This window comes from Flavobacterium sp. WC2430, from assembly GCF_040822075.1.
In the GTDB taxonomy this organism is placed as follows: Bacteria; Bacteroidota; Bacteroidia; order Flavobacteriales; family Flavobacteriaceae; genus Flavobacterium.
On record NZ_CP162007.1, the window covers coordinates 1590199 to 1616772 of the forward strand.

Below are 26574 nucleotides of genomic sequence, written 5' to 3' on the forward strand. Positions count from 1 at the left end.
TATGCTAAAGAGATACGGATTTAAAGGATTAATAAAATTGGTCTTATCATATATACATACAAAGTTATTTTATAGAAAATCAAGGCTAATTCGCTTGCCATTTGATGTTAGAAATAAATCTAATATTGATTTTGGATATCAATTAACTACGGGAATAGGATGTAGAATTGAGGCATTTCCAGAAAGCGAAAAAATTGTTTTGAAATTTGGTAAAAACGTACAACTTAATGACTATGTGCATATTACGGCAATGAATAATGTGATTATTGGAGATAACGTTTTGATGGCTAGTAAAATTTTCATATCAGATTGTACACATGGGAGTTATTCTGGGGATGAGAATGATAGTGTTCCAGATAGTATACCCATAGATAGACCTTTGTCATCTAAACCAATAATTATTGAAGATAATGTTTGGCTAGGAGAGTTTGTCTCTGTATTGCCTGGGGTAACTATAGGTAAAGGCACCATCGTAGGAGCTAATTCAGTAGTCTCAAAAGACTTGCCTAGATATGTTATAGCAGTTGGTTCACCAGCTAAACCAGTTAAAAAATTTAATTTTAGTACTCAGAGATGGGAAAAAATATAATAAAAGCAAAAATGAAAAACATATTAATAACGGGAGGTGCTGGATTTATAGGAAGCAACCTCGCCTTAGCTTTAATAGTAAAAGGATACAGACTAACGGTTTTAGATAATCTTTCACCACAAATTCACGGTGAAAATCCTGAGCAGACTTCTCCTTTGTATATCAGTATAAAAGAAAAAGTAACTTTTATTAAAGGAACTGTTACTTCTAGATCTGATTGGGAAAAAGCGATTGAAAATCAAGATATAATTGTTCATTTAGCAGCTGAAACGGGTACAGGCCAATCTATGTATTGTATTGAAAAATATGTTGAAGTCAATATTCAAGGAACTGCAATTATGTTAGATATACTTGCTAATAAAAAACATCAAGTAAAAAAGATTGTCATTGCTTCATCTCGTTCTATTTATGGTGAAGGGAAATACATTCACCCTGAACTTGGCCCCGTATATCCTAAACACAGAGTCGAAGGAGATATGCTTGCGGGAGATTTTGAAGTCAAATTTAATGATTTTTGCAACTTGGAATTAGTCGCTACAGATGAAGAGTCTAAAATTCATCCTTCATCAGTGTACGGTATTACCAAACAAAATCAAGAACAAATGATCATGACTGTTTGCCCAACAATTGGGATTGAACCTGTAGCTTTTAGGTATCAAAATGTGTACGGTCCAGGACAATCATTATCAAATCCATATACTGGAATATTATCCATATTTTCTACTCAAATTAGAAATAATAATGGAATACAAATTTTTGAAGACGGATTAGAAACAAGAGACTTCGTTTTTATTGATGATGTAGTAGCAGCAACTATTCTAGGTATTGAAAAAGAAGAAGCGAATGGTCATGTTTTTAATGTAGGTACAGGTGTGCCTATAGATGTGCTTGAAGTAGCAAATTCTTTGATAAAAGCATATGCAATTACTGTTTCGGTGACTGTAACGGGTAGATTTAGAATAGGAGATATCCGTCACAACTATGCTGATTTGACAAAAATAAAAGAGCGTTTAGGTTTTGAACCTAAAGTCTATTTTAATGAGGGTATCAAGAAATTTTCCTCTTGGGTATTAGAACAGGAAATACAAGAAGATAAATTAAGTCTATCTCTTGAAGAAATGAAGTCTAAAGGCTTATTAAAATGATATTAAAGAATAAGTTAAATAACAAAAACATCCTTTTTTTTTCGGTACAAACTTTCAATCTTGAAAGGGAGATTATAAAAAAATTGGTTGATTCCGGCGCACAAGTTAGTTATTATGATGAAAGGCCGTCTAATAATAATTTTGTTAAAGGAATAATAAGGATAAAAAGGAGTGTTTATCAACATAGAATAGATACTTACTATAAAAAAATTCTTTTACAAACAAATAATGATACCTATCATTATTTGTTTGTAAATAGAGGAGAGGTAGTACCAGAATTTTTTCTTGAAGCATTCAAAAAAAGTCATCCCGATTGTGAGTTTATTTTTTATACTTGGGACTCTTTCAAAAATCAGAGTCATCCAACAAAAATTTTAAAATATTTTGATAAAAAGTTCACTTTTGACCCAGATGATGCAATTAATTTCAACTTGAATTTTAGGCCTTTGTTTTATTTGGATTCTTATAATGAAATAAAAAAAACAACAGATAATAAAATAAAATATGATTTGCTTTTTTTAGGAACTGCTCATTCAGATAGGTATAGAATAACTAACATAGTTATAAATTGGTGCAATGAAAATAAATTAACTTCTTTTTATTATTATTTTATCCATGGGCGTTTAGTGTATTTCTATAAAAAAATATTTGATAAATCATTTCAATTATTTGACTATAATAAATTAAGTTTTGAGAGTTTGACAACAAATCAAATTTTAGAATTATATAAAAAATCAAATGTGATTTTAGATATTAATCATCCTGGACAAAAAGGACTCACAATGAGAACATTTGAAGCTATTGGGGCTGGAAAAAAAATAATAACTACTAATAGTGAGATAAAAAGATACTCTTTTTATAATACTAAAAATATTTATTTAATTGACAGGAATAATATTGTTTTAGATAAGAACTTTTTTAATTCAAGTTATGAAAATATTAATAATGAATTATATGAAAAACTATCTATAGAAGGTTGGCTGCATTGTCTCTTTGTAGAGAAAGAATCTGATTTATGGATAAAAGGTATTAATTAAAATGGAAGTAGCAATAACCGGGGCTTCTGGATTTGTAGGGAGTAATCTAAAAGAATACTTACAAGACACACACACGATACAGTCTTTTACAGTTCGTTATATCCCCAATCAGAAATTTGATTTAAAAGAAAATGCCATAATTCATTTGGCTGGGAAAGTCCATGATTTAAAAAAGGTGTCGAATACCAAAGATTATTATGAAGCTAATTTTGAATTGACAAAGCAATTGTTTGATTCATTCTTAGAATCTAATGCTTCGGTGTTTATTTTCATGAGTACTGTTAAGGCTGTAGCCGATAGTGTTCAAGGGGAATTAACAGAAGATGTGATTCCTAATCCCAAAACTCATTATGGAATTGCTAAACAGCAAGCCGAGCAGTATATTTTATCTCAGCAAATACCGTACGGTAAAAGAGTTTATATTTTAAGGCCTTGTATGATTCATGGGCCAGAAAATAAAGGAAATTTAAATTTATTATATCAATTAGTTTCCAAAGGATTACCATGGCCATTAGGCGATTTTGATAACAAACGTTCTTTTTTAAGTATTGGAAATCTTTGTTTTGTTATCAAAGAGTTATTAGAAAATACGGCAATTCCATCCGGAGTTTATCAAGTATCAGATAATGAATCTTTATCAACCAATGAATTAATACAATTATTAGGAAGTAGTTTAGGTAAGAAAAACAGAATTTTAAATATACCATCCTATTGGATTAAAGGGTTAGCGAGGCTAGGTGATTATTTATATTTACCACTCAATTCAGAAAGATTGCAAAAATTAACGGAGAATTATGTTGTTAGTAATTCTAAAATTGTAAGAGCTATGGATAAAATTTTGCCCATTGAATCAAAAGAGGGTATGTTAAAAACATTTGAATCATTTAAAAAATAAGATCAATAATGACGATTGAAAAAACATTTATAAAAGACTTAGTAGTAATAAATCCAAGCATTTTTGAAGATTCTAGGGGGTACTTTTTTGAAGCCTATAACCAAGCAAAATTTCATGAAAATGGAATAATGTACAATTTCATTCAAGACAATCAATCTTTTTCAACAAAAGGGGTAATTCGTGGATTGCACTTGCAGATTAATCCATTTGCACAAGCGAAATTAGTACGCGTTTTAGCAGGTGAAATCCTAGATGTAGCCGTTGACTTACGTAAAAATTCACCGACGTATGGAAAGCATTTCAGCGTCATTTTAAGTGCCGAGAATAAAAAGCAATTGATGGTTCCTCACGGATTTGCCCATGGATTTTCAGTTTTGAGTGAAACCGCTTCAGTGATGTATAAGGTAGATCAGTTGTATCATAAAGAAAGCGAAAGAGGGATTCGTTATGACGATCCTAGTTTGGCAATTGATTGGCAAGTAGATACAAATGAAGTAATCGTTTCAGAAAAAGATATTATTTTGCCTGGTTTTGATCAAATCGATTGGGAGTTTTAAGAAGAGTTTAAAGTTTAAAAAATGTTTAACTGTTTAACCGTTTAAGATTGGGGTGGGGGTAGGTATTAATACTTAACCACAAAATCCGCAAAGTTATCGCTAATAATGGGGGGCGTGGCTGCTTTCAGGATCACTGAGCGCATTTCTTTTTCTTTTGCCTTGATGCAAAAGAAACAAAAGATCAAGCCTGAAAATTCAAAACATAAAAACTACCTCAAAACTATGTTCCGCAGCCCGAGCCGTTCGTCCTTCGTCCTCAACTCGCGGACTGCTGCCACTTTACTTTTTCGTTGTTTTTTTATGCTTTTAATTTAAGGGCGTTTTGAGAAGGTTTTAATTAAACGTATACTTTTCTTATTGATGTTTTTTTATTTTGAAGGGTGTTCTTTTCTTTTAGCTCACTGTACTTTTTTTGTTAGTGGTGTTCGCTGAATCTTCGATTTGCCTTGATGCAAAAGAAACAAAAGATCAAGCCTGAAAATAAAAAGCTTGAAAACTACCTTGAAGCGTCGTTCCACAGCCCGAGCCGTTCGTCCTTCGTCCTCAACTCGCGGACTGTTGCCACTTTACTTCATCGTTGTTTTCTTACGCTTTTTCTTTAAGGGCGTTTTGAGAAGGTTTTAATTAAACGTATACTTTTCTTATTGATGTTTTTTTATTTTGAAGGGTGTTCTTTTCTTTTAGCTCACTGTACTTTTTTTGTTAGTGGTGTTCGCTGAATCTTCGATTTGCCTTGATGCAAAAGAAACAAAAGATCAAGCCTGAAAATTCAAAACATAAAAACTACCTCAAAACTATGTTCCGCAGCCCGAGCCGTTCGCCTTTAAGGCTCCACTCGCGGACTGCTACCACGCCGTTTTATCGTCGTTTTTTGACATTTTTAATTTAAGGGGGTGTTAGGAGTTTTCGGTTATGAGTAGATGTGCGATAAACGCAATATGACTGTGAGAAGGAGTGATCCGTATTCAGTGATTAGTTGTTTGAGGTTAGCGTACTAGAAGTGTGTTTGAAATTGAAACTATTAAAAATTAAATGAAAAAAATTTTAGTAACAGGAGCCACTGGACAGTTGGGCTCAGAGTTGAAAGTGTTGTCAGAAAACTATTGGCAATATGAATGGGTTTTCGGGGATAGAACTCAAGTTTCATTGGATCATTTGTCTAAGTTGAAAATTCAATTGGAGTTAATTCGTCCAAATTTCATATTAAATTGCGGTGCTTATACCGCAGTGGATAAAGCAGAAGGGGAACAAAAATTGGCTGACATTGTTAATCATCAAGCAGTTAAAGTACTTGCGCAATATGCGAATGAGAATAAAGTAAAACTTATTCATATTTCTACGGATTATGTTTTTGATGGTACCTCTTCTACCGCATTAACAGAAGAAGCTTTAACGCAGTCTATTAATGTATATGGTGCCACCAAAAGAGCTGGAGAGTTGGCTTGTCTTGAAGTAAATCCAAATACTATTATCATTAGAACTTCATGGGTTTATAGTCGGTTTGGGAATAATTTTGTGAAAACCATGCAACGTTTGTTGCAAGAACGTGATAGTATTAGTGTGGTAAATGATCAAATAGGTTCACCAACTTATGCTGCCGATTTGGCTCAGGCTATGATGGATATCGTAACTTTTTCTGAATGGATTCCAGGTATTTATAATTACTCGAATGAAGGGGAGATCAGTTGGTACGAATTTGTTTTGGCGATTCAAGAGATTGGTGGATATTCTTGTGATGTAAAAGGAATTCCTTCGGCATCTTATCCTACCCCTGCAAAACGTCCTGCTTTTTCTTTATTGGATAAAACAAAAATTAAAAGGGTTTATAATGTTGTAGTTCCTGATTATAAAGAGAGTTTAGCAGTTTGTTTAAAGTTTAAAGTTTAATGTTGTTCATTTATTCATAATGACAAATATTATATAAATATGAAAAATATATTAATTACAGGTGGAGCGGGATTTATTGGATCTCACGTAGTTCGCCTTTTCGTTAAGAAATACCGAGAATACCGCATCTTCAATTTGGACGCCTTGACTTATGCAGGGAATTTAGAGAATATTGTTGATATAGAGAAGGAGTCCAATTATACTTTCATCAAAGGAGATATTGTAGATGCCCCTTTTATTGATGCTTTATTTGCTGAACATCAATTTGATGGCGTTTTGCATTTGGCTGCTGAATCGCATGTGGATCGTTCTATTACTGATCCGTTATCTTTTGTAAAAACAAATGTGATAGGGACTATGAACTTATTGAATGCTGCCAAAACAACTTGGCAAGGAAATTATGAAGGAAAGCGCTTTTATCACATTAGTACTGATGAGGTGTATGGGAGTTTAGGTGCTGAAGGATTATTTACGGAGACCACTGCTTATGATCCTAATTCCCCTTATTCGGCATCTAAAGCCAGTTCCGATCATTTTGTTCGTGCCTATGGAGAAACGTATGGTTTGCCCTATGTGTTGACCAATTGTTCGAATAATTATGGGCCTTTTCATTTTCCAGAAAAATTAATTCCTTTGTTTATCAATAATATTATTCAAAACAAACCTTTGCCGGTCTATGGCGATGGGAAATATACTCGTGATTGGTTGTTTGTAGAAGATCATGCTGTTGCCATTGATTTGGTTTTTCATGAAGGTATAAATCATGATACGTATAATATTGGTGGATTTAATGAATGGCAAAACATTGATTTGGTGAAATTGCTTTGTAAAATCATGGATGAGAAGTTAGGTCGTGCCACTGGTAGTTCAGAGCAATTGATTTCCTATGTAAAAGATCGTCCTGGACATGATTTGAGATACGCTATAGATGCCAGTAAAATCAATAAAGAGTTAGGATGGAAACCTTCAGTAACTTTTGAACAAGGGTTGGAAAGAACGGTAAATTGGTATTTAGAAAACCAGACTTGGTTGAATAATATTACTTCGGGAGAATATGCTACGTATTATGAAAAACAGTACAAGTAATTCGTTAATTGTGATCCGTAATTCGAAACTCCAAATAGACAGTATTAGTGCAAATGAAAGATCATAAAGACTTAGATGTATGGAAACAGTCGATGGTGCTTGCAGAAGATATTTATGCGTTAACAAAAAATTTCCCAGCAGATGAAAAATACGGATTGTCAAGCCAAATTAAGAGAGCAGTAGTTTCTATTCCCAGTACTATTGCTGAAGGTGCTGGTAGAAAAGGAGACAAAGAATTTATACAGTTCTTATATATCGCTATGGGTTCATTATCTGAACTAGAAACGCAATTAATTTTAGCCAATCGATTACAGTTTATAAATTCGATTGAAATTTATCTAAGTCAAATTGAAAAGATTAAAAAAATGCTTTTTGGTCTTATCAGATATGTAAATAATAAATAAGAATGTAATTCGAATTACGCTTTTCGAATCACTAATAACAAAAAAAATTATGAAAGGAATTATATTAGCAGGGGGTTCTGGAACTCGTTTGCATCCACTTACATTAGCAATGAGTAAACAAATGATGCCAGTGTATGATAAACCGATGATTTATTATCCATTATCTACTTTGATGACTGCTGGTATAAATGAAATATTAATTATTTCGACACCACATGACTTACCTAATTTCAAAAAACTTTTGGGTGATGGTTCGGCTATAGGTTGTCAATTTAGTTATGCTGAGCAAGCTATTCCAAATGGATTAGCGCAAGCTTTTGTCATTGGGGAAGAGTTTATTGGCAATGATAGTGTTGCACTAGTATTAGGAGATAATATTTTCTTTGGTTCTAATATGGATGAGTTATTGCAATCTAATACGAATCCTGAGGGAGGCGTTGTTTTTGCCTATCATGTTTCGGATCCAGAGCGATATGGAGTAGTGGAATTTGATAAAAATTTAAATGCACTTTCTATTGAAGAAAAACCATTAGTTCCAAAATCAAATTATGCAGTTCCAGGGTTGTATTTTTATGATAATTCAGTAGTTGAAATTGCCAAAAACATTCAACCCAGTGCTCGTGGGGAATACGAAATTACGGATGTAAATAAAGTATATCTTGAAAAAGGAGCGTTGAAAGTGGGTATCCTAAGTAGAGGTACGGCTTGGCTAGATACGGGAACATTTAATAGTTTGATGCAAGCAGGACAATTTGTTCAAGTAATTGAAGAACGTCAGGGGTTGAAAGTGGGTTGTATTGAGGAAATTGCTTGGAGACAAGGTTTTATTTCAGAAGAACAATTAAAAGAACTTGCTGAACCTTTGAAAAAATCGGGTTATGGCGAGTATCTGTTAGAATTATTAAAACATAAATTGTAAGTAATTAGTGATCAGTAATTAGTAGGCAGTGATTAGAGTGATCAGTGTTCAGGATTCAGAGTTTTTAGATTACCTATAATACCTATATTTTAAAATATGATATATATTGCATTACTCGTTGTATTGGTTGGGATTGAGCTTCTTTATTTCAAAATTGCCGATAAATATAATATTATTGATAAACCCAATTCCAGATCTTCCCATACTACTATAACTTTACGAGGAGGTGGGATTATTTTTCCAATTGCTATTTGTATTGCATTTATTCTAGGCTATGTGTCTTGGGAAATAGCATTGGCAGTTGTAATCGTTGCGGTCGTTAGTTTTATAGATGATATTAAACCGTTATCTCAATTACCTCGTTTTGCGTCACATGTTATTGCTGTGGGATTGGTGTTTTATGATTTAAATTTATTTACGGAATCTTTATGGATACTCCCCATTGTATTTGTATTGCTAATAGGTTGGGTTAATGCCTTTAATTTTATGGATGGAATTAATGGAATTACTGTTTTGTATGCGCTTACTGCCATTATTAGTTTTTCGGTTTTACCTACACAAGTTTCCAGTTTGCCTTTGTTGATTACCATGGGATTGTCTTGTTTTGTTTTTGGAATATTTAATGTTAGAAAAAAAGCCAAAACCTTTGCAGGAGATGTAGGAAGCATAAGCATGGCTTTGTTCTTAGGGTATTTCATGATTAAAACCATTATAGTTACCAACCAATTCGGATATATACTTTTTTTCTCGGTATATGGTATCGATGCTGTTGTAACGATTTTGAACCGAATTAAAAAAAGAGAAAATATTTTTGAACCCCATCGTTCTCATTTGTATCAATATTTAGCAAATGAGATGAGTTTTTCCCATGTTTTAGTTGCTGTTATTTATGCTGGATTACAATTGGGTATTAATGGTTTGATTATTTATATGGATAATCAAGGCAATTTATCAGGGCTTTTCATTCTAGAGTTACTGCTTACGTTGACTCTTGCTTATTTATTATTGAGAGCTTTAGTAGTTAGAAAAATGAATAAAATGGACCTGTAAAAATTTTATTCGAATGGCAAAGCGTGTTTTTGATATTGTTTTCGCTCTGTTTTTATTGGCTTTCTTATTTTGGTTAATTATTATATCTGTTATAATAGCAGCTATTGATACTCGTACCAATGGTATATTTACTCAAGAAAGAATAGGTCAATTTGGAACTCAATTTAAAATTTTTAAAGTCCGAACTATTAGAAAATCATCGGCTATTGGTGCTATTTCTATTTCAAAAACAGGACAATTCTTTCGCAAGTATAAAATTGATGAGTTGCCTCAATTATTAAATGTTTTAAAAGGGGATATGAGTATTGTTGGCCCTAGACCAGATGTTTCAGGATATTATGATGTATTAGAAGGAGAGCGTCGGAAACTATTGGAATTGAAACCAGGATTAACCAGTATTGCAGCTATAAAATATTCGAATGAAGATTCTATTTTGAATAAACAAGAGAATCCATTGCTTTATAATGACAGTGTTATTTTTCCTGATAAAGTAAAGTTGAATCTTGACTATTATTATAACCACAGTATTTGGGGAGATATTAGAATAATTTTTGAAACTATTAGGGTTACTTTATTTTAAGAGGAATTTCTATAGTTTTTGTGTGAATCTTATTGATCATAAAATGATTAAAAACAAAATTTGGCTTTCTCCACCACATATGGGAGGAAACGAACAAAAATACATTCAGGAAGCTTTCGCTACGAATTGGATCGCTCCTATGGGCGCTAATATTGATGTTTTCGAAGCTAATTTGGAAAATTATTTAGGCTCAGGATATGTGACCACATTAACTTCAGGAACTGCGGCTATTCATTTGGGATTAATTTTATTAGGAGTTAAAGCGGGAGATGAAGTCCTTTGTCAAAGTTTTACATTTACAGCTTCGGCAAATCCTATTTTATACCAAGGAGCAATACCTGTTTTTATCGATAGTGAGGAGGATACTTGGAATTTATGCCCGATTGCTCTGGAAGAAGCTATTATTGACCGAATCGCTAAAGGGAAAACTCCTAAAGCAATTATAGCCGTTACACTTTATGGTGTACCTTATAAAACAGATGAAATTAGAGCAGTAGCAACTAAGTACGGAATACCTATTCTTGAAGATAGTGCGGAAGCTTTAGGAAGCAGTTATAAAGGAAAACGTTGTGGCACTTTTGGAGATGTAAGTGTATTGTCATTTAACGGGAGTAAAATTATCACCACTTCTGGAGGTGGTGCAGTGGTTACAAAAACAAAAGAACTTAAAGATAGAGCCCTTTTTCTGGCCACTCAAGCCAAAGAAAACGCGCCCCATTATCAACATTGTGAAATTGGATACAATTATAGAATGAGTAATGTTCTGGCAGGAATTGGAAGAGGCCAAATGGAAGTACTAAATGCACATGTACAATCGAGAAGGATGATGCATGATTTCTATGTTGATTTGTTTCAGGATATTCCAGGAGTTTCAGTTTATTCAGTACCCAATGCGGATTATTATTCTAATTATTGGTTGAGTACAATACTAGTTGATTCCGAAAAAACCAATGGAATCACCAATGAAAATATTAGAGTAAGTCTTGAAGAAGAAAATATAGAATCCCGACTTTTGTGGAAACCGATGCATTTACAACCTGTTTTTTCTAACTTTTCATATTATGGGAAAAACGTTTCCGAATCCCTTTTTTATAATGGACTTTGCCTGCCTTCTGGCAGCGCACTTTCTGAAGAGGATCGTTCTAGGATTAAATCAGTACTAATTAATTTATTTAATCGGTAAGTTAGTAAAATGAAAGGTTGAATTATTTATTATAATTCACTTTTGGTCATTTATATATACGTAATTATAATGAATTGTATCATTTTTTTTTCGATTCATTATGTCTTATTTTTGATATATTATATAGCATTAGTCTAAAAAAAAATATTTTTATTTTGAGTAATAATACAAAATCAGGTTCAACATCATTTATATCTCATTTTTTCTCTCGAGAAAATCTGCGATTTAATATTCATAATTTAAGTTATTTGCCAAGGTGGATCATTGTAATGATGGATTTTGTAGTTCTTATGATCTCTTTTTTCTTTACCTATTTGATTTTTAGGGGCACAGGATTGGATTACATCATAACGCCTCATAGTGTTGTTTTTATATCATCTTTATTTGGGGTTAATATTTTCTTTTTTTGGTTGTTTAGAACCTATTCGGGAATAATTAGGCATTCTTCTTATATTGATGCTGTAAAATTGCTGTTTTCACAAATGGCCGTGCTGATCGTGTTTCTTGTTTTGAATTTTGCTTTTGAAATTCTATTTGGAAAAAAAGCATTTCTGAATACGGCACTTTTCATCAATATGGTACTTTCTTTTTGCGGGCTATTTTTATATCGTGTTATTGTCAAGCAAACTTTTGAGCGTTATTTTTCGGAAACGAGTGATGTCAATTTATCAAGAACCATTATTTACGGTACAGACGCCAATGCGATTTCTGTTGCCAAAGCATTAAAATTGGAAACGCCAGCCCGTTTTAAAATAGTCGGATTTGTAGATAAGAATAATCAGAATTCATCCAAAAGAATGCTGGATTTGCCTATTTTCATTCAAAAGAAAAAGTTGCCTATTTTAATGCGCTCCATTGGCGCCGAAGGAGTAGTAATAGCAGATAAAAGCTTGTCAAAAGAAGAGCGATTGGTAATTGTAGATCAGTGCTTAGAATTTAATTATAGGGTATATATGGTACCATTAATTACCGATTGGGAGAATCAAAAAGAAATTTCTCAAAAAGTAAAGAATTTACAAATTGAAGATTTATTGGAAAGAAAACCTATTGTCTTAGATAGTAAATCCATATCTAAGCAACTCAAAGATAAGACCCTATTAATTACTGGAGCAGCAGGATCCATTGGGAGTGAAATTGTTAGGCAAGTATTGCTGTTTAATCCACGAACAGTACTCGTTTTAGATCAAGCAGAAACACCTTTACATCATTTGTTTCTAGAGATGAATGAAAATGTATTTAAGTCTAAAATAATTACCATAGTAGCTGACGTTAGAAATAAAGAATCTATGAACCATGTTTTTAAGCAGTATGGACCTCAAGTCGTCTTTCATGCTGCGGCTTATAAACATGTTCCGTTGATGGAAGAAAACCCATCTCAGGCCATTCTTACTAATATTGTTGGAACTAAAAATCTAGCTGATTTATCTTGTGAATATAAAGTTAAAAAATTTGTAATGGTTTCTACTGATAAAGCGGTAAATCCTAGCAATGTCATGGGAGCCAGTAAACGAATTGCCGAAAAATATGTGCAATCTCTGCAGTTAAAAAGTCAAAAAGAAAACACATTAAAAGCTACAAAATTCATCACTACTCGTTTTGGAAATGTTTTAGGTTCGAATGGGTCAGTAGTTCCTTTGTTTACTAAGCAAATTGCTAGTGGTGGTCCTGTAACGATAACGCATCCTGATATTATTCGGTATTTTATGACTATTCCTGAGGCATGTCAACTTGTACTTGAAGCGGGGGCTATGGGGAATGGAGGGGAGATCTATATTTTTGATATGGGGAAACCCGTCAAGATTATTGATTTGGCAAAAAAAATGATCAAGTTGGCAGGTTTTATTCCTGACAAAGACATCATGATAAAAGTAGTAGGGCTACGGCCTGGAGAAAAATTATATGAGGAATTATTAAACGATACTTCAAAAACGATTCCTACTTACCATAATAAAATTATGATTGCAGAAGAGATTCAAGATGAATATGAAACGTTGCATACTGATATTGAAGAACTCATTCAAATTGCCAATCGTTTTGAAAAAGATGCCATGGTTTCAAAAATGAAAGAAATTGTACCCGAGTTTAAAAGTATGAATTCCAGTTATGAAGTTTTGGATGTGCACTAGAACAAATAAAACACTACTTAATCGATTTTAAAAAATTGATTATTAGCTATTATTTCTTTTAGAGGCGTGGTATCTTTTATTTTTACTTTTAAGTCAAAAGAGGCAATGTGATTGTTATGATGAACATCAGAACCCACATAGGAATACATTCCTTTTTGCAATAATTGATCACTAATTTTGGTTATTTCGGCACCATAATACCCTACTGTTGATAATAAATTCAATTGAAATAAACAACCGGCTCTTTTCAATTTTTGGTATTCATTAAAATTATTATGATAAAACAGATATCTTTCAGGATGTGCTAATACCGGAATGTATCCCGCTACTTGTAAATCAAAAAGAATAGCGTACAATTGAATAGGCGCATTGATGTAGGACATCTCTACTAATACATAATTGTCCTTCAATGTCAATAAATCATGAGATTGAAATAGTCGTACAAACTCATCATCCATTAAGTACTCAGCTGCTGCTTTAAAAGGCAAATGGATGTTATTTTTTTCCAGTTCTGCTACCGTATTATTTTTATTAGCAATAATTTGGTCATGGGTATTGTCCCATACATGTTGGATGATATGGGGAGTCGTGATGAATTGCGTCACGCCAAAACCTTGAAGCGCTTTTGTTAATCGCAAGCTGTCCTCAATTGTTCGAGCACCATCATCAATACCTGGCAACAAATGCGAGTGGATATCAATATGATTGTCCGGAATTAAGTCTTTAAGTACGGGTTTTGATTTGAAAAATGTAAGCATTCTGCAAATGTAGAAAAAATTAATCAGTGTTCAAGGGGGCAGTGTTCAGTATTCAGTGTTCAGTGATCAGTGTTCAGTGTCCAGTGATCAGTATTCAGTGTTCAGTGTTCAGTGTTCAGTGTCCAGTGATCAGTGATCAGTATTCAGTGTTCAGTATTCAGTGTGATCAGTGTTCAGTGTTCAGTGATCAGTGTCCAGTGATCAGTGATCAGTATTCAGTGTTCAGTGCTCAGTAAACAGTGTTCAGTGATTAGTATTCAGTATTCAGTATTCAGTGATCAGTGTTCAGTAATTAGTATTCAGTTAGCAGTACACTTTGTTCCTTGCGTAATGAGTTGTAGCCCAATTGTCATCAGGCTGTGGGATTATAGTGTGCTATTATTGTGGAGGTGTTGTTTTTTCGGTGCAGTATTTTGTGTTTTTTTCGTTCTATTTTCGAAAATCCGATGAATAGAAACGTTAGGTGTACATCATTTCCTTGTGGTTTATTAGTTGATATTATTATGTTTTGTTTTACGGATTCTTTATCCAGAATCCATTCTTCGCTGTAACAAGTGTCGTGTGTGTCGTTCTCAAAATCCCAATTGGCTGTAGCCATAGCGAGATGTACGTGTGTAGCCTCTTCAGGCCAGTCTAAATGTTTCTTCGCCTTGAATTTAGACAGCATAATTGTTTGATTGCCTAGATCCGATTGTTCTTTTATTTTTAGGACTTTCTGCAGTGGTCTCAGACTGTTGCTTTCAAAAAGTAATAAAAAATCCTTCCCATTCGTTGTTTTTAACCCTTCCGCCAGCGTTCTTTTTCCCTGTGGCTGGGTTGTGTCTTCTTGTAGAATTTCGAACAGCAGTTTGTTTGCCCTACCAGCAAAACTTCCCTCTTTTGCCCGTTCATTGAAACGGGATGCCAGTTGACGAAATATAACCGATTTTCTTACACAGCCTCCAAATTCTTGCCCCTGATTTCGTATCCTGTCGAAAATGGGGTTGTTTTTAAATTCTTTGGCTGTTATGCCTGTTTTTCCCTTCGCCCTTGCATAGTTATTTCCGTCTGCAGTGACTACAAAGTTAATGTCGTCTATGGTTCCTTTGATTAAGAAGGGTGCTAGTATTTTTGCCATGTTTATTCGTTGTTCGTTGTTCGTTATTCGTTATCCGTTGTTCGTTGATCTTTGTTCGTTGATCGTTGTTCGTTGATCGTTGATCGTTTTTCGATATCCGTTTTTCGTTGACCGATGTTCGTTGACCGATGTTCGTTGATCGTTGTTCGTTGATCGTTGATCGTTTATCGTTTTTCGATATCCGTTTTTCGTTGACCGATGTTCGTTTAGCATTGCTCGATGACCGTTATTCGTTGTTCGATGAGCTTTTATTATTATTTGAACTGCTTATTGAACAGGTATTGTGTTTTTAGAAAAGTGCATCAGCCGTTTTTTTATGACTTCAATTGTTATCCAATTATACAACGCAAAACATGTTCCAGTTGAAGCCCTGAATAGTCACAAAACTCTTGAATGGAGAGTAGTTGATGTGGTTCTTTTTTCAAGGTGGTTTTTATCTTGTGCAGATATAACCGTGCTTGTCTGTATGTTTTACCAGTAATACGTTGTACATCTTTTGGATAAATACATACCCTGATGTTACTTGCAATCACATTTTTTTATTTTAATCCCTAATAAAAGTCCTTTGCCTCCTTTTGATTTGAAAACTTATGTAAAGTTATGAAAATTAATCACTTATGAATTGACTAAAATAGGTAATTGTAGGCCTTTTAGTACCATTATTGACATCTGCTTTTTGAAATATGATTTAATTAATTGAAACTTTACTGAAATCATTCCCGATTTAGTTGCAACGAATATTCAGGATGAACGAGTAGTGAATTTTTTTTTAACTTAAATTTTAAAGATTATGGCAAGACAAAAAGGAATAATTAAATTAAAAGGTACTATTGGAGATATTACTTTTTACAAAACCAAAGACGGTCATATGGCCCGTGAAAAAGGAGGGGTTGATGCAAGTAGAATTGCTAATGATCCCGCTTTTCAGCGTACACGTGAAAATGGTGCTGAATTTGGACGCGCTGGTAAGGCAGGTAAAACTTTGCGAACGGCATTACGGACTTTACTATTGAATTCTGCCGACAGCCGAATGGTGAGCCGACTTACTCAATCTATGATCAAAGTGATCCAAGCCGACTTGGTCAATGAACGTGGCTTACGCAATGTTATTGACGGTGAAGCAGAATTGCTTGTGGGATTTGAATTTAATGTAGGCGGAAAATTAGGGACTAGTTTATTTGCTCCGTTTTTAGGGTCAATTGATCGAGTTACAGGGGAAATAACTGTTAATTTAGCTTCTTTTATACCCGCTAATATGATTGCTGCTCCTGGAGGCACTACCCATTTCAAAATTATTTCAGCAGGAGCTGAAATCAATTTTGAGGCTGATACATTTGTTACTTCCAATTCAGAAACAGCTATTCTTCCGTGGGACATGACCCCAACTGCTGTCATCAATCATTTGAATTCAGTAACACCAAATAGTGTGAGTCCCTTATTTTTGGCTCTTGGAGTGGAATATTACCAAGAGGTTAATGGTAGGATGTATCCTTTGAAAAATGGGGCTTATAATCCATTGGCATTGGTTCAAGTAAGTGGATTGTAAGATGGTTTTGGTATTGTCCAGAACTTATTTCCCAGAGGGGACTAATGGAAAACTAGTTTGTGATGGCCAATTTATTTGTTTTACAATTGAATTGCCATGGCGAGCAAATGAGAAATGCGTTTCCTGTATTCCAGAAGGGTATTATTTATTGCGGAAGCGATACAATCGGAAATTTCAATGGCATATTGAAGTTGTTGCTGTAAAAAATAGAAGTTCTATTTTGTTGCATCCTGCTAATAATGCTATCCGTGAATTGAAAGGTTGTATTGCTCCAGTAACGCATCTTTCGGGGGCTGGTTCAGGTTTGGAATCCCGATTGGCTTTTACTAAAGTTAAAAATGTAGTATATCAAGCTTTGGATCAGTCCGCAATCGTTTCGTTAATTGTTCAATCTTAATTTTTTCACTTATGAATATACTAAATAGAGCAAAAGCTCCAACGCCAAAATTTTTCAAACACCTTCGAACTTTTGGACTGGTATTAGCAGCTTTAGGTAGCGTTATCATTAGCGCGCCAGTTGCCTTGCCTGTTGTTATTGGTTCGATCGGAGGGTATCTGGCTGTAGCTGGAGGTGTGCTATCTGCAGTAAGTCAACTTACTACCTTTTATGGAGATGTTCCTTATCCCGTAGGCGATGATAACGAGTAATCGTACTCTGATGGGTACGGCAGGAGGCACCTTCTTGAGTGTTGTTCCGAATTTGCATTCGGAGGATGTTTTGAAAACTGTTTTATTGGCTGCTGTTGGAGCGATAGTCAGTTTTGGAATATCGATGGTACTTAAATTTATAATAAAGAAGTACCAGAAATAGTTTTAATGTGGTTTTTATAACTGAAAGTTAAAACGAAGTGAAGGCCCAATCCGAAAGGAATGGGCTTTTTTTGTTTATCGAAAATCGTTGCTCGTTACTCGTTACTCGTCCTTCGTAGCTTGTCACTCGTAGCTTGATTTTTATTATTATGGAAGAATTACGGGTGTACTACTGTTCATTTTTTTTCTTGTTTAAAAATATAAAGGAGGAGGAGTAAAAAATGTTTTATTGAGTACTTTGTCATCTCGACGAAGGAGAGATCGCACAAGTAGGAAGAGTTGATTCTGGTAAATTGGAATTGTTTTTATTTAACGTGATTTTTACTTTGAAGGGTGTTCTTTTCTTTTTTGCTTGATCAAAAAAGAAACAAAAAAATCAAGCCTGAAAATAAAAAGCTTGAAAACTACCTTGAAGCGCCGTTCCACAGCCCGAGCCGTTCGTCCTTCGTCCTCAACTCGCGGACTGTTGCCACTTTACTTCATTGTTGTTTTCTTACGCTTTTTCTTTAAGGGCGGTGTGAGGAGGTTGAAATTGAATGTATACTTCCATTGTAGTTTGTCATCTCGATGAAGGTGAGATCGCACAAGTAGGAAGAGTTGATTCTGGTAAATTGGAATTGTTTTTATTTAACGTGATTTTTACTTTGAAGGGTGTTCTTTTCTTTTTTGCTTGATCAAAAAAGAAACAAAAAAATCAAGCCTGAAAATAAAAAGCTTGAAAACTACCTTGAAGCGCCGCTCCACAGCCCGAGCCGTTCGTCCTTCGTCCTCAACTCGCGGACTGTTGCCACTTTACTTCATTGTTGTTTTCTTATGCTTTTTATTTAAGGGCGGTGTGAGGAGGTTGAAATTGAATGTATACTTCCATTGTAGTTTGTCATCTCGATGAAGGTGAGATCACACAAGTAGGAAGAGTTGATTCTGGTAAATTGGAATTGTTTTTATTTAACGTGATTTTTACTTTGAAGGTTTTTTTTTTCTTTTAGCTCACTGTACTTTTTTTGTTAGTGGTGTTCGCTGAATCTTCGATTTGCCTTGATGCAAAAGAAACAAAAGATCAAGCCTGGAATAACTACAAAATTTGTGACTAATTTACTCAAGCCGCTATTTTAAATAAATCTCTCAACTCTATTTCTTTTTGCAAGGGTGTTTTATAACCTAAACTAGAATGTAATCTTTGTGTATTGTACCACTGTATATAATCAGATGTACAATCATATAATTGCTGATATGTATTAAATTTATACCTATATAAACATTCATATTTTATTGTTTTAAAAAAACTTTCAGCTACAGCATTATCCCAACAATTTCCTTTTCTACTCATGCTTTGAGTAGTTTTAGTATTTTTATCTAATATTTGATTCATTTTTTTAGAAGCATATTGTACACCTCTATCAGAATGAAAGATATGATCTGGAGTTGTTTTTCTAGTATTCTTAGCTAATAACCAAGCTTTATAGATGGTGTTTTCAACTGTCATATCTTCGCTTAATGTCCATCCAATAATTTTTCTATCTGCTAGATCCATTATTGTTGTTAGGTAATTCCACTGGTCATTAACTCTAACATAAGTAATATCTGACACCCATTTTTGTCCTAATTGATTACTTGTAAAATCTCTATTCAGTATATTTTTTGCAATTGGATAAGTATGATTAGAATCTGTTGTAATAATAAATTTTCTTTTTAAAACACTTCTCAATCCTAGTTTTTTCATCAAAAACGCAATGTAAGAACGAGAATAATATAAATGACTTTGTTCTAACTTCTTTTGTATTCTATAACTACCATAAATCTCTTTGTTTTCATAAAATACCTGCTCAATTTTTTCCATTAAAACTAATGTGTCAGATTTTTTATAATCTAATAAAGAGCTTTTTAACCAATGATAATAAGCATTTTTACTGACTTTCATACAGTAACACATCTTCTCAACAGGATATTGATTCTTATTTTCAGAAATGAATTTATACCTTATCTGTCGTTCTTGGAAAAGATGCTCACCGCCTTTTTTAGAATATCTCGTTCTAATTTAACATCTTGAAGCTCTTTCTTTAGTTTCTTTAATTCGACTTCTACAGCAGATAGTTCAATTTTCTTAGAAAAATCTCCTGATTTCGAATCAAACTCTCTTCGCCACCTTCGTAGCATACTGTCATTTAAACCATATTCTTCACTAATCTCTTTTAGCGATTTACCAGACTTTAATAATTCTACAATCATAATTTTAAAGTCGTTTGCATAAACTTTTCCCATAATTCAAATATACTATTTATGGGCTTAATTATTTAGTCACAACAAAGATAGACACTCCAGCCTGATCCCGATAGCTATCGGGACTGCAATCTTGAAAACTAGCTCGTGTTTATTTACCTGACTGCCACTGGCAGTCCTCCTTTTAATTTCAAACATTGTTTTCTTACGCTTTTTCTTTAAGGGCGTTTTGAGAAGGTTTTAATTGAACGTATACTTTTCTTATTGGTGTTTTTTATTAAAGATTTTTTTTGGTTTACTCTTTTTTGAACTGGTTCTGGTCTTCTGAAAAATTAAATAGAATTACCATGCTGCCTTTGAATGGATTGAATGAGGGTTCGTATTTAATATATCCTTTTTCATTTAGCTCTTTCATGCATTTGTGATAGGTTGCTTTTGAGTAAATCTTACTTATTAGCATCAATTCTTCTCTGGATATGCTTATAGGATTTTGAAAATGGTTTACATTCCAGTATTGGAATAATGCAATATAAAGGCTTATATGTGTAGGATTTAGGTGGTGGTCTTGTATGGTACGATCAAAAAAACCAGTGAGGTGTTTTATGTAATTCATTGGATGGTGTTCAGTTTTTTATTGTTGAGTAATCAGTGTTCAGTGTTGAGTAATCCGGGATTAGTAATCCGTTTTCCATGTTCTGAGTTAAACATGTAGAGTGTAGTTACTTTAAAGACAAAATATTGAAAGTGAAGCCATTTCTCCTTTGTTGGTATGACAAAATGGAAGGCATTGAGTGGCTTTCAATACATTTTAATTTCTTTTTTCTACTTAGTGCGTTTTATCTTCGTTTTGAATTGTGCCCATTAATTCCATTGAAAAATTATCTCGGGCTTGAATATAGGCTACTTTTTGAATTACTGTGGCTCCCAGTTTTCTTTTCTCGAAAGTTGCAGATAGTCCGAAATCAATTTTATTTAAGTTTAAGTGCCGAGCTCGTTTGATTGCCTGAAAAAGGAGTTGTCGGTAGAGTTGGAATTTTTTTGCATAGGAATAATCCATTCCTATTAGAGCTGGAACATAGGTGTTTCCTGTATTTTTATAGCAAAATAGAATTCCGACTAATGGGTTTGTAATTTCTTTTTTCTCTTCATTTTTGAGATATAACAGTATAAATTCCCATTGCCGATTACTCTCCATTTTTTTAAATACTTCTATTGGATAGGTAAATGTATTTATAGCATGATTGTTGTTTTTTACATTCTGATATAGTGTATAAGCCTGTTCTAATTCTTCTTTTGTTAATTTATCTTTTATCACAATATCGAAAGCCTTTTCAAAAGGCAGCACTTCTTTTATAAAATGTTTTCTAGAGCGAGAGGATAAAGTAGCTGAAAATTCTTCCATACTATCCCATTTGTTATTTTGTATGATGCAAGTTTCCGGCATATTTATTTTTAGAAAACCGTGATTGTGAAAAATATGATTCAATTTTTCGTCTTCTTCGAAATCTCTTAACACTAGCATGTCAGCATCCAATTTATGGTATACTATTTCCACCTGTTCCAGTAACAGTATTATGGCTTCTTCTGCTAAAGGGTGTGCTTTATTGATGTAACAGTGATTCCCTTCTGTAAATAAGGAACCCATTCCTAAGACTTTTGAGGTCATGTATAATGGATTTTGTTTTCTTTTTTCTTCTAATTGCAATGAAATTGATTCAGATGCCAGCATATCGTCCTTCCAAAGTCCATAAGTAAAAAAAGTTGCCAATACCGGAATTCCGTTTTTGTCTTTTATAACATAATAATGAAATCCCCAATTATTTTCCGTGGAATTTTTATTTGAAAAAGCATTTTCCAAAAAAGATAATCCTTCCCAGTCGAATGTGCTTTGTTTTCCTAAAAGTTCGTTCCAGTTTTGCTTGTCTATTTTTTTTATGGATGTTTCATACTGTACTACTAAGTCTGTTTTTAGTTCAACATCTTCTCTTTGAGGTATTATTTCAGGGATGCCAAAAGCTTTTTTTACTTTTTGAAGGCTATTACCTGAATCTTCCAAGGCTTTCGGGTAATAGAATTCCATTGCTTCTACTAGTGCTTTTATTTCTTCTTTTTGGTTGTGACGCGATAAAGTAATTCGTATGCCCGTATTTTTGATTGGAACAGCAGGGTATATTGCAAGATTTACATAAAAACCTTCGTTAAAGAGCTTTTGTACCATTTTGTAGGCAGTTAATGGCATGGCGGTAGCTAAGAAAAATACTGGTGAGTTGTTCAGATCAATCATTGGAAGGGTGGTTTTTTCTAATAATGATTTGAAATATTCTATCTTTTCTGATAATTCAGATTGTAATACTGTAATTTCTGGTGAAAGGTGAATGTTAGCCGAAGCGATTGCGGCTGCTACAGAAGCGGGTTCCAGTTGTGCAGAAAAAGTAAGTGGCCCACCAAAGTTTTTAATTTTATCCCTGAGTTGTTGATTTTTGCAAAACACTGTGGCGCCACTGGCGCCAAAAGTTTTGCTTAGTGTACTGACCACAATGCAATTTTCAGGTAATTCGCCAATCGCGTCAAAAATAAAACCAGTTCCATTTTTGCCTTTCCAACTCATTCCATGCACATCGTCAAAATAAAGGTTTAGTTGTATGTATTTTTGCGTTAAAGTCAATAATTCTGGAATGGGTGCGTAATCACCAAACATAGAATATACCCCATCAGCCATGTACCAGATTTTATGGTGTTTAGTGGAGAACTGTTTTATTTTATCTTCTAGCATTTCTAAATTGCTATGTCTTATCATTTCTACCGGAATCCCCCTTAGTTTTAAAAGTTGACAAGCGTTTTGAACACTCCAATGTACTTGGTGATCCATAATTACCGCATCTTCATCTCTAATGAGTGTAGGAATTACCGCTAAATGTCCGAGTGTGCTGTTTTTAGTTATAATAGGTGTTATCCCATACATTTGTTCGATTTTACTTTCTAACTCATAGTATAGTGGATGTGAAATATATGATTTGGAAAGAGGAAATTGTGTGCCATAATTGCGAATGGCTTGAATTGCCGCTTCTTTTAGTCTATTGTCTTGTTCTAAGCCCAAGTAGCCTGTTGTACCGAAATGGAACATTTTCTTATCCTTAATTTGTATGGTTCTGCCTGTCAGTATTTTGTTCTCAGCATATAAGTGCAAAACACCTTCTTTTTTTGCTCCTGATAGCACCTCATTTACAGTATCGATGAAATTGTTGTGTTTGATTTTTGCCATTGGTTTGTTCTTTTTGGATTGTAATAAAAAATAGAGCTCTAAAAGTCATTATAAAAAATGAAAGTATTTTCATGTCGCTCTTTAATACTCCCAATTTGACAAGTAAAATTCCCGAATTGACAACAAAAAACATCAAAAGACAAGAAATAATCCCGAATTGACAACAATCGTGTTTACAAATGTTTATATTTTTGTTAAATTATTTATTATTAAATTTTTAGAACATGATTGCAGCCCATGATCTTTATGAGAATGACTATGCTCGATTTTGGATTACCGATGGCATTCTTTTTTTTAACTATAAGCCCAATACGACTATTAATATTAAAGTTGCCCAATGTGTTGTGACTGATCGAATTCATTTTCAAAACGAAAGGTCTTACCCTATTTTGTGTGATGTTCGAGGTGTTGTAGGGACGGAGAAAGCAGGAAGGGATTATTTGGCACAAACGGGATCCATCTTGGCAGTGGCTGTTGGTCTTATTGTGCATGAGCAAGTAATGCTGGCCATTAGCACTTTTTATTTAGAAATTAGTAAGCCATCCGTTCCCACGCAAATTTTCACTAAAGAGGAGGATGCTTTGGCTTATTTGAATCTGTTTATTTAGTATTCAAAGAAAAGAAGAAAGAATATTGGGTAAAGACAATACTACATTTACTATGGAGAGAACGTATAACCAAGAACGTATTGTTATGATACATCAAATGCTATTTGAAATGGCTCGTGGCAATTTTAATAGCCGTATTCCTTTAAGCTCTTGTGATGACGAATTGGAGACAGTTATTGTTCTGATTAATATGGTTGCCGAAGAGATGAAAGAGTCGGTTTTCCCCCTTGGATACGTTAATCTCCGTAAAACAAATCAATTTGTAGCGCAAACCACTTTTGTCTTGGATGCTTCTTTTTTTATCAAAAGTTTTACTCCAGTAATTACTTTTTTTTTAGGTTATGTGGATTCTGATTTAATAGACCAGCCGTTGGCGAGCATTATTACTACAACATCTTTAGAACAACTTCAAGAAATATTTGATATTGGTGTTTTGTTGCCAACAACAATGGTGTTAGACTTCATATCTAAAGAACATTTAGCTGTTTCTATTTCTTGTAGTATTGGAAACGTATTAAATCGCACCGAAATTATATTAAATCTTGTTACACCTATTGGTCAAGAATCTTATAATTCTATGGTTTATCAAAATGATCATGAGAGACCTATTAAAAACCGAAAAGCTGATGCCCTTTTGATTCAGAAACTTTATGACTATATATTAGGGCATCTTGATGACCCGCTGCCGTCATTAAAAGTTCTTTCCAGTCAGTTTGGTACTAATGAACATAAATTAAAAGACGGTTTCCGTCATTTTTTTAAAACCAGTATTTATCAGTTCTATAATGATGAACGACTGAAAAGAGCTTATTTTATGTTAGAACATACAGCAATTCCTTTAAAAAATATATCGGTGATGAATGGTTTTAATAATTATCCCAATTTTTCTAAATCGTTTAAAAAGCGATTTGGTTTTTCGCCTTATGAATTGAAACGGAAATTTGATGAGTTTAATTAACGGTAAGAATTAGTGGGGTTTTGATTTGTGATTTGTGAAGAGTGAGTTGTGAGGATTTAGTGCAGGACATTCTATTTTTAAGAAAAGTGGTCATTATGATCCGCTGTGGCGGAAAAGATCAACCAAGTTGTCAAGGAGCGCTCTACAGTAAAAAAAAGCTCCTGTATTGACAAGTTTTACTCCCGATTTGCTACCCTTTATTTATTTGTTTTACGGAATTTTATATCGGATTAAATTTAAATTTCTCCGATATGAAACTAAGTGTCACCGCCAAAAGTATTTTTCTCAACAGTATTTGTTTGCTGTATATATTATTGTTTGTTTATGCAGCAGCTAGTAAACTATTGGATTTTGAGAATTTTCAGGTTCAGCTAGGGCAATCACCCTTACTAAGTGCTTTTGCTAGTTGGGTTTCGTGGGCTGTCCCAATTATTGAATTGCTTATTTCCTTACTTCTGATTTTTCCAAAATATCGACTTATTGGATTCTTTTCCGCTTTTAGTTTGATGATTCTATTTACTACTTATATCATCATTATTTTAAATTTCAGCTCTTTTGTTCCCTGTTCCTGTGGGGGTATTCTTGAAAAGATGAATTGGACTCAACATCTAATTTTTAATATTGTATTTGTTTTGTTAGCTTTAGGTGGGATTCTAATACTAGAACAAAAAGAAACAACGTCACAAATCAAAAGATGGAAATCTATTTTTATAGCTCTTCCAATCGTATTTGTTTGCAGCATTTCCGTTGTGATTTTACTTTTTATAGTATCGGAAGATATTATACATCATCGCAACAATTTTATTCGTCGTTTTCCTCACCACCCAATATTAAAAACACATGAAATGGATATTCAGTTTAATTCTTATTATATAGCGGGAATAGCTGATGGGAAAATATATTTAGGTAATATTACTGCCCCGTTAAATATACTTGTTTTAGATACAAGCTTGCAACATCAAGAGCGATTCGTGATACAGCTTAAAAATGAAAATATTGCTTTTCGAAGAATTGCTCTAAAGGTTAAACCTCCTTATTTCTATGTTTTTGATGGAACAGTCCCAACTATTTTGAGTGGAAGTATCAAAGATTGGAAAGCATCACAATTAATGAAAGGCAAAGCTTATTTTTCTTTATCTGAGCCCATTAATTCGAAAACTTTTGTTTTTCGAGCTGTAAGCAGTACAATGCATAATTCTATTTTAGGACTTTTAAGGATTAGTGATACCATTCAAGTAAGATTAGCTCCTCATTTATTGCAAAAACAAATTGATGGACTTTTCGATACAGACGGGATGCTTTTGTATAACGAACAACTTCAGAAAGTTATTTATACCTACTATTATCGCAATCAATATCTTGTCATAGATACTAATTTAAAGCTAAATTATATAGGACATACTATTGATACGACTAGTCGTGCTCGTATTAAAGTAGCTTACATTCATTCTAGAAATCAAAGCAAACTTTCAGCCCCTCCGTTATTAGTTAACAAAGGCACTTCAACTTATGGGAATTACCTTTTTGTGAATGCTGGTTTAATGGGATTGTATGAGCCGGAAGAAATGTGGCGAACTGCTTCTATTATTGATGTTTATGATTTTAGGCATAAACGTTATGATTTCAGCTTTTATATTAATAATGAAGAGCAACATAAGATGGAACATTTTCAGGTTGTAGATAATTTAGTAGTTGCATTAATTGGTCATAAAATTGTTACGTATCGTTTGTATACTAAAGGGTTTCATCCGGCAAATTTTAAATCAAAAAAGGGAGATAGAATAGGCCTATAAAAATATACTGCGCGGTGTCAGGAAATCGATCGAAAACCTGTAAAAAA

Annotated in this window: 24 protein-coding genes; 19 read left to right on the top strand and 5 right to left on the bottom strand. The window is 33.6% G+C overall.

The genetic code is table 11. The features are described 5' to 3' along the window. Position 1: 1 nt before the first annotated feature. The 13 genes from AB3G36_RS06915 (at position 2) to AB3G36_RS06975 (ending at position 13458) form a co-directional block, all read left to right on the top strand. Positions 2 to 589, top strand: coding sequence for a DapH/DapD/GlmU-related protein (locus AB3G36_RS06915; RefSeq protein WP_367757304.1), 588 nt, complete (start codon positions 2 to 4; stop codon positions 587 to 589). 11 nt (positions 590 to 600) lie between these two features. Next, positions 601 to 1734 (top strand): NAD-dependent epimerase/dehydratase family protein, encoded by a 1134-nt coding sequence (locus tag AB3G36_RS06920; RefSeq protein WP_367757306.1) that lies wholly within the window; start codon positions 601 to 603, stop codon positions 1732 to 1734. After that, positions 1731 to 2771: a hypothetical protein gene (locus AB3G36_RS06925; protein ID WP_367757308.1), complete on the top strand. Its 1041-nt coding sequence runs from the start codon at positions 1731 to 1733 to the stop codon at positions 2769 to 2771. The genes AB3G36_RS06920 and AB3G36_RS06925 overlap by 4 nt, the downstream gene beginning before the upstream one ends. A gap of 1 nt (position 2772) precedes the next feature. Further along, positions 2773 to 3666: an NAD-dependent epimerase/dehydratase family protein gene (locus AB3G36_RS06930; protein WP_367757310.1), complete on the top strand. Its 894-nt coding sequence runs from the start codon at positions 2773 to 2775 to the stop codon at positions 3664 to 3666. 8 nt (positions 3667 to 3674) lie between these two features. Further along, complete coding sequence (gene rfbC / locus AB3G36_RS06935; protein WP_367757312.1) at positions 3675 to 4223, top strand: dTDP-4-dehydrorhamnose 3,5-epimerase; 549 nt, start codon at positions 3675 to 3677, stop codon at positions 4221 to 4223. A 1032-nt stretch (positions 4224 to 5255) separates the two neighbouring features. Next, a complete protein-coding gene (gene rfbD, locus AB3G36_RS06940) occupies positions 5256 to 6110 on the top strand; it encodes a dTDP-4-dehydrorhamnose reductase (RefSeq protein WP_367757314.1) in 855 nt (284 codons plus the stop codon). Positions 6111 to 6149: 39 nt separating this feature from the next. Next, positions 6150 to 7196 carry a dTDP-glucose 4,6-dehydratase gene (gene rfbB / locus AB3G36_RS06945; protein WP_367757315.1) on the top strand — a complete coding sequence of 349 codons (1047 nt, stop codon included), beginning with the start codon at positions 6150 to 6152 and terminating at the stop codon, positions 7194 to 7196. 53 nt (positions 7197 to 7249) lie between these two features. Next, positions 7250 to 7600, top strand: coding sequence for a four helix bundle protein (locus AB3G36_RS06950; RefSeq protein ID WP_367757316.1), 351 nt, complete (start codon positions 7250 to 7252; stop codon positions 7598 to 7600). A gap of 49 nt (positions 7601 to 7649) precedes the next feature. Continuing rightward, the gene (gene rfbA, locus AB3G36_RS06955; protein ID WP_367757318.1) at positions 7650 to 8519 is read left to right on the top strand and encodes a glucose-1-phosphate thymidylyltransferase RfbA; all 870 of its coding nucleotides are present in this window, start codon (positions 7650 to 7652) and stop codon (positions 8517 to 8519) included. Between the two features lie 96 nt (positions 8520 to 8615). Further along, on the top strand, positions 8616 to 9569 hold the full coding sequence (locus AB3G36_RS06960) for a glycosyltransferase family 4 protein (protein WP_367757320.1): 954 nt from the start codon (positions 8616 to 8618) through the stop codon (positions 9567 to 9569). A gap of 13 nt (positions 9570 to 9582) precedes the next feature. Continuing rightward, a complete protein-coding gene (locus AB3G36_RS06965; RefSeq protein WP_367757322.1) occupies positions 9583 to 10149 on the top strand; it encodes a sugar transferase in 567 nt (188 codons plus the stop codon). Positions 10150 to 10192: 43 nt separating this feature from the next. After that, positions 10193 to 11332 (top strand): DegT/DnrJ/EryC1/StrS family aminotransferase, encoded by a 1140-nt coding sequence (locus tag AB3G36_RS06970; protein ID WP_367757324.1) that lies wholly within the window; start codon positions 10193 to 10195, stop codon positions 11330 to 11332. Positions 11333 to 11487: 155 nt separating this feature from the next. Next, a complete protein-coding gene (locus tag AB3G36_RS06975; RefSeq protein ID WP_367757326.1) occupies positions 11488 to 13458 on the top strand; it encodes a polysaccharide biosynthesis protein in 1971 nt (656 codons plus the stop codon). Positions 13459 to 13475: 17 nt separating this feature from the next. Here the strand turns inward: AB3G36_RS06975 and AB3G36_RS06980 are convergent, their stop codons facing one another. Together AB3G36_RS06980 and AB3G36_RS06985 are read right to left on the bottom strand one after the other, a co-directional pair. Continuing rightward, on the bottom strand, positions 13476 to 14216 hold the full coding sequence (locus tag AB3G36_RS06980) for a tyrosine-protein phosphatase (RefSeq protein WP_367757328.1): 741 nt from the start codon (positions 14214 to 14216) through the stop codon (positions 13476 to 13478). Between the two features lie 352 nt (positions 14217 to 14568). Beyond that, on the bottom strand, positions 14569 to 15333 hold the full coding sequence (locus AB3G36_RS06985; RefSeq protein ID WP_367757330.1) for a hypothetical protein: 765 nt from the start codon (positions 15331 to 15333) through the stop codon (positions 14569 to 14571). Positions 15334 to 16123: 790 nt separating this feature from the next. Here AB3G36_RS06985 and AB3G36_RS06990 point away from each other — a divergent pair. From AB3G36_RS06990 to AB3G36_RS07000, 3 genes are read left to right on the top strand one after another with little or no spacing between them, the layout of a single operon-like run. After that, positions 16124 to 16879: a hypothetical protein gene (locus AB3G36_RS06990; protein ID WP_367757332.1), complete on the top strand. Its 756-nt coding sequence runs from the start codon at positions 16124 to 16126 to the stop codon at positions 16877 to 16879. Between the two features lies 1 nt (position 16880). Further along, complete coding sequence (locus tag AB3G36_RS06995; protein WP_367757903.1) at positions 16881 to 17276, top strand: DUF5675 family protein; 396 nt, start codon at positions 16881 to 16883, stop codon at positions 17274 to 17276. A gap of 11 nt (positions 17277 to 17287) precedes the next feature. After that, entirely contained in the window at positions 17288 to 17527 is a 240-nt protein-coding gene (locus AB3G36_RS07000; protein ID WP_367757334.1) for a hypothetical protein, read from the top strand. Positions 17528 to 18785: 1258 nt separating this feature from the next. Here AB3G36_RS07000 and AB3G36_RS07005 read toward each other — a convergent pair. The 3 genes from AB3G36_RS07005 to AB3G36_RS07015 all read right to left on the bottom strand — a co-directional run bounded on the left by AB3G36_RS07005 (position 18786) and on the right by AB3G36_RS07015 (position 23168). Then, a protein-coding gene (locus AB3G36_RS07005) for an IS3 family transposase (protein ID WP_367752676.1) occupies positions 18786 to 19948 on the bottom strand; the annotation gives its coding sequence in 2 pieces (ribosomal slippage) (positions 18786 to 19708 and positions 19708 to 19948; 1164 coding nt in all). Positions 19949 to 20201: 253 nt separating this feature from the next. Continuing rightward, positions 20202 to 20519 carry a hypothetical protein gene (locus AB3G36_RS07010; protein ID WP_367757336.1) on the bottom strand — a complete coding sequence of 106 codons (318 nt, stop codon included), beginning with the start codon at positions 20517 to 20519 and terminating at the stop codon, positions 20202 to 20204. Positions 20520 to 20732: 213 nt separating this feature from the next. Further along, on the bottom strand, positions 20733 to 23168 hold the full coding sequence (locus AB3G36_RS07015; RefSeq protein WP_367757338.1) for an aminotransferase class I/II-fold pyridoxal phosphate-dependent enzyme: 2436 nt from the start codon (positions 23166 to 23168) through the stop codon (positions 20733 to 20735). Positions 23169 to 23392: 224 nt separating this feature from the next. On the opposite strand from AB3G36_RS07015, the gene AB3G36_RS07020 reads away from it, so the two are divergent. The 3 genes from AB3G36_RS07020 to AB3G36_RS07030 all read left to right on the top strand — a co-directional run bounded on the left by AB3G36_RS07020 (position 23393) and on the right by AB3G36_RS07030 (position 26527). Continuing rightward, entirely contained in the window at positions 23393 to 23776 is a 384-nt protein-coding gene (locus tag AB3G36_RS07020) for a hypothetical protein (protein WP_367757340.1), read from the top strand. 52 nt (positions 23777 to 23828) lie between these two features. After that, entirely contained in the window at positions 23829 to 24734 is a 906-nt protein-coding gene (locus AB3G36_RS07025; RefSeq protein WP_367757342.1) for a helix-turn-helix domain-containing protein, read from the top strand. Positions 24735 to 24985: 251 nt separating this feature from the next. Continuing rightward, on the top strand, positions 24986 to 26527 hold the full coding sequence (locus AB3G36_RS07030) for a MauE/DoxX family redox-associated membrane protein (protein ID WP_367757344.1): 1542 nt from the start codon (positions 24986 to 24988) through the stop codon (positions 26525 to 26527). Positions 26528 to 26574 lie beyond the last annotated feature (47 nt).

Coding starts and splice junctions, on each gene's coding strand:
- AB3G36_RS06915 (WP_367757304.1), top strand. CDS start 2: ATGCTAAAGAGATACGGATTTAAAGGATTAATAAAATTGGTCTTATCA.
- AB3G36_RS06920 (WP_367757306.1), top strand. CDS start 601: ATGAAAAACATATTAATAACGGGAGGTGCTGGATTTATAGGAAGCAAC.
- AB3G36_RS06925 (WP_367757308.1), top strand. CDS start 1,731: ATGATATTAAAGAATAAGTTAAATAACAAAAACATCCTTTTTTTTTCG.
- AB3G36_RS06930 (WP_367757310.1), top strand. CDS start 2,773: ATGGAAGTAGCAATAACCGGGGCTTCTGGATTTGTAGGGAGTAATCTA.
- rfbC (WP_367757312.1), top strand. CDS start 3,675: ATGACGATTGAAAAAACATTTATAAAAGACTTAGTAGTAATAAATCCA.
- rfbD (WP_367757314.1), top strand. CDS start 5,256: ATGAAAAAAATTTTAGTAACAGGAGCCACTGGACAGTTGGGCTCAGAG.
- rfbB (WP_367757315.1), top strand. CDS start 6,150: ATGAAAAATATATTAATTACAGGTGGAGCGGGATTTATTGGATCTCAC.
- AB3G36_RS06950 (WP_367757316.1), top strand. CDS start 7,250: ATGAAAGATCATAAAGACTTAGATGTATGGAAACAGTCGATGGTGCTT.
- rfbA (WP_367757318.1), top strand. CDS start 7,650: ATGAAAGGAATTATATTAGCAGGGGGTTCTGGAACTCGTTTGCATCCA.
- AB3G36_RS06960 (WP_367757320.1), top strand. CDS start 8,616: ATGATATATATTGCATTACTCGTTGTATTGGTTGGGATTGAGCTTCTT.
- AB3G36_RS06965 (WP_367757322.1), top strand. CDS start 9,583: ATGGCAAAGCGTGTTTTTGATATTGTTTTCGCTCTGTTTTTATTGGCT.
- AB3G36_RS06970 (WP_367757324.1), top strand. CDS start 10,193: ATGATTAAAAACAAAATTTGGCTTTCTCCACCACATATGGGAGGAAAC.
- AB3G36_RS06980 (WP_367757328.1), bottom strand. CDS start 14,216: ATGCTTACATTTTTCAAATCAAAACCCGTACTTAAAGACTTAATTCCG.
- AB3G36_RS06985 (WP_367757330.1), bottom strand. CDS start 15,333: ATGGCAAAAATACTAGCACCCTTCTTAATCAAAGGAACCATAGACGAC.
- AB3G36_RS06990 (WP_367757332.1), top strand. CDS start 16,124: ATGGCAAGACAAAAAGGAATAATTAAATTAAAAGGTACTATTGGAGAT.
- AB3G36_RS06995 (WP_367757903.1), top strand. CDS start 16,881: ATGGTTTTGGTATTGTCCAGAACTTATTTCCCAGAGGGGACTAATGGA.
- AB3G36_RS07000 (WP_367757334.1), top strand. CDS start 17,288: ATGAATATACTAAATAGAGCAAAAGCTCCAACGCCAAAATTTTTCAAA.
- AB3G36_RS07010 (WP_367757336.1), bottom strand. CDS start 20,519: ATGAATTACATAAAACACCTCACTGGTTTTTTTGATCGTACCATACAA.
- AB3G36_RS07015 (WP_367757338.1), bottom strand. CDS start 23,168: ATGGCAAAAATCAAACACAACAATTTCATCGATACTGTAAATGAGGTG.
- AB3G36_RS07020 (WP_367757340.1), top strand. CDS start 23,393: ATGATTGCAGCCCATGATCTTTATGAGAATGACTATGCTCGATTTTGG.
- AB3G36_RS07025 (WP_367757342.1), top strand. CDS start 23,829: ATGGAGAGAACGTATAACCAAGAACGTATTGTTATGATACATCAAATG.
- AB3G36_RS07030 (WP_367757344.1), top strand. CDS start 24,986: ATGAAACTAAGTGTCACCGCCAAAAGTATTTTTCTCAACAGTATTTGT.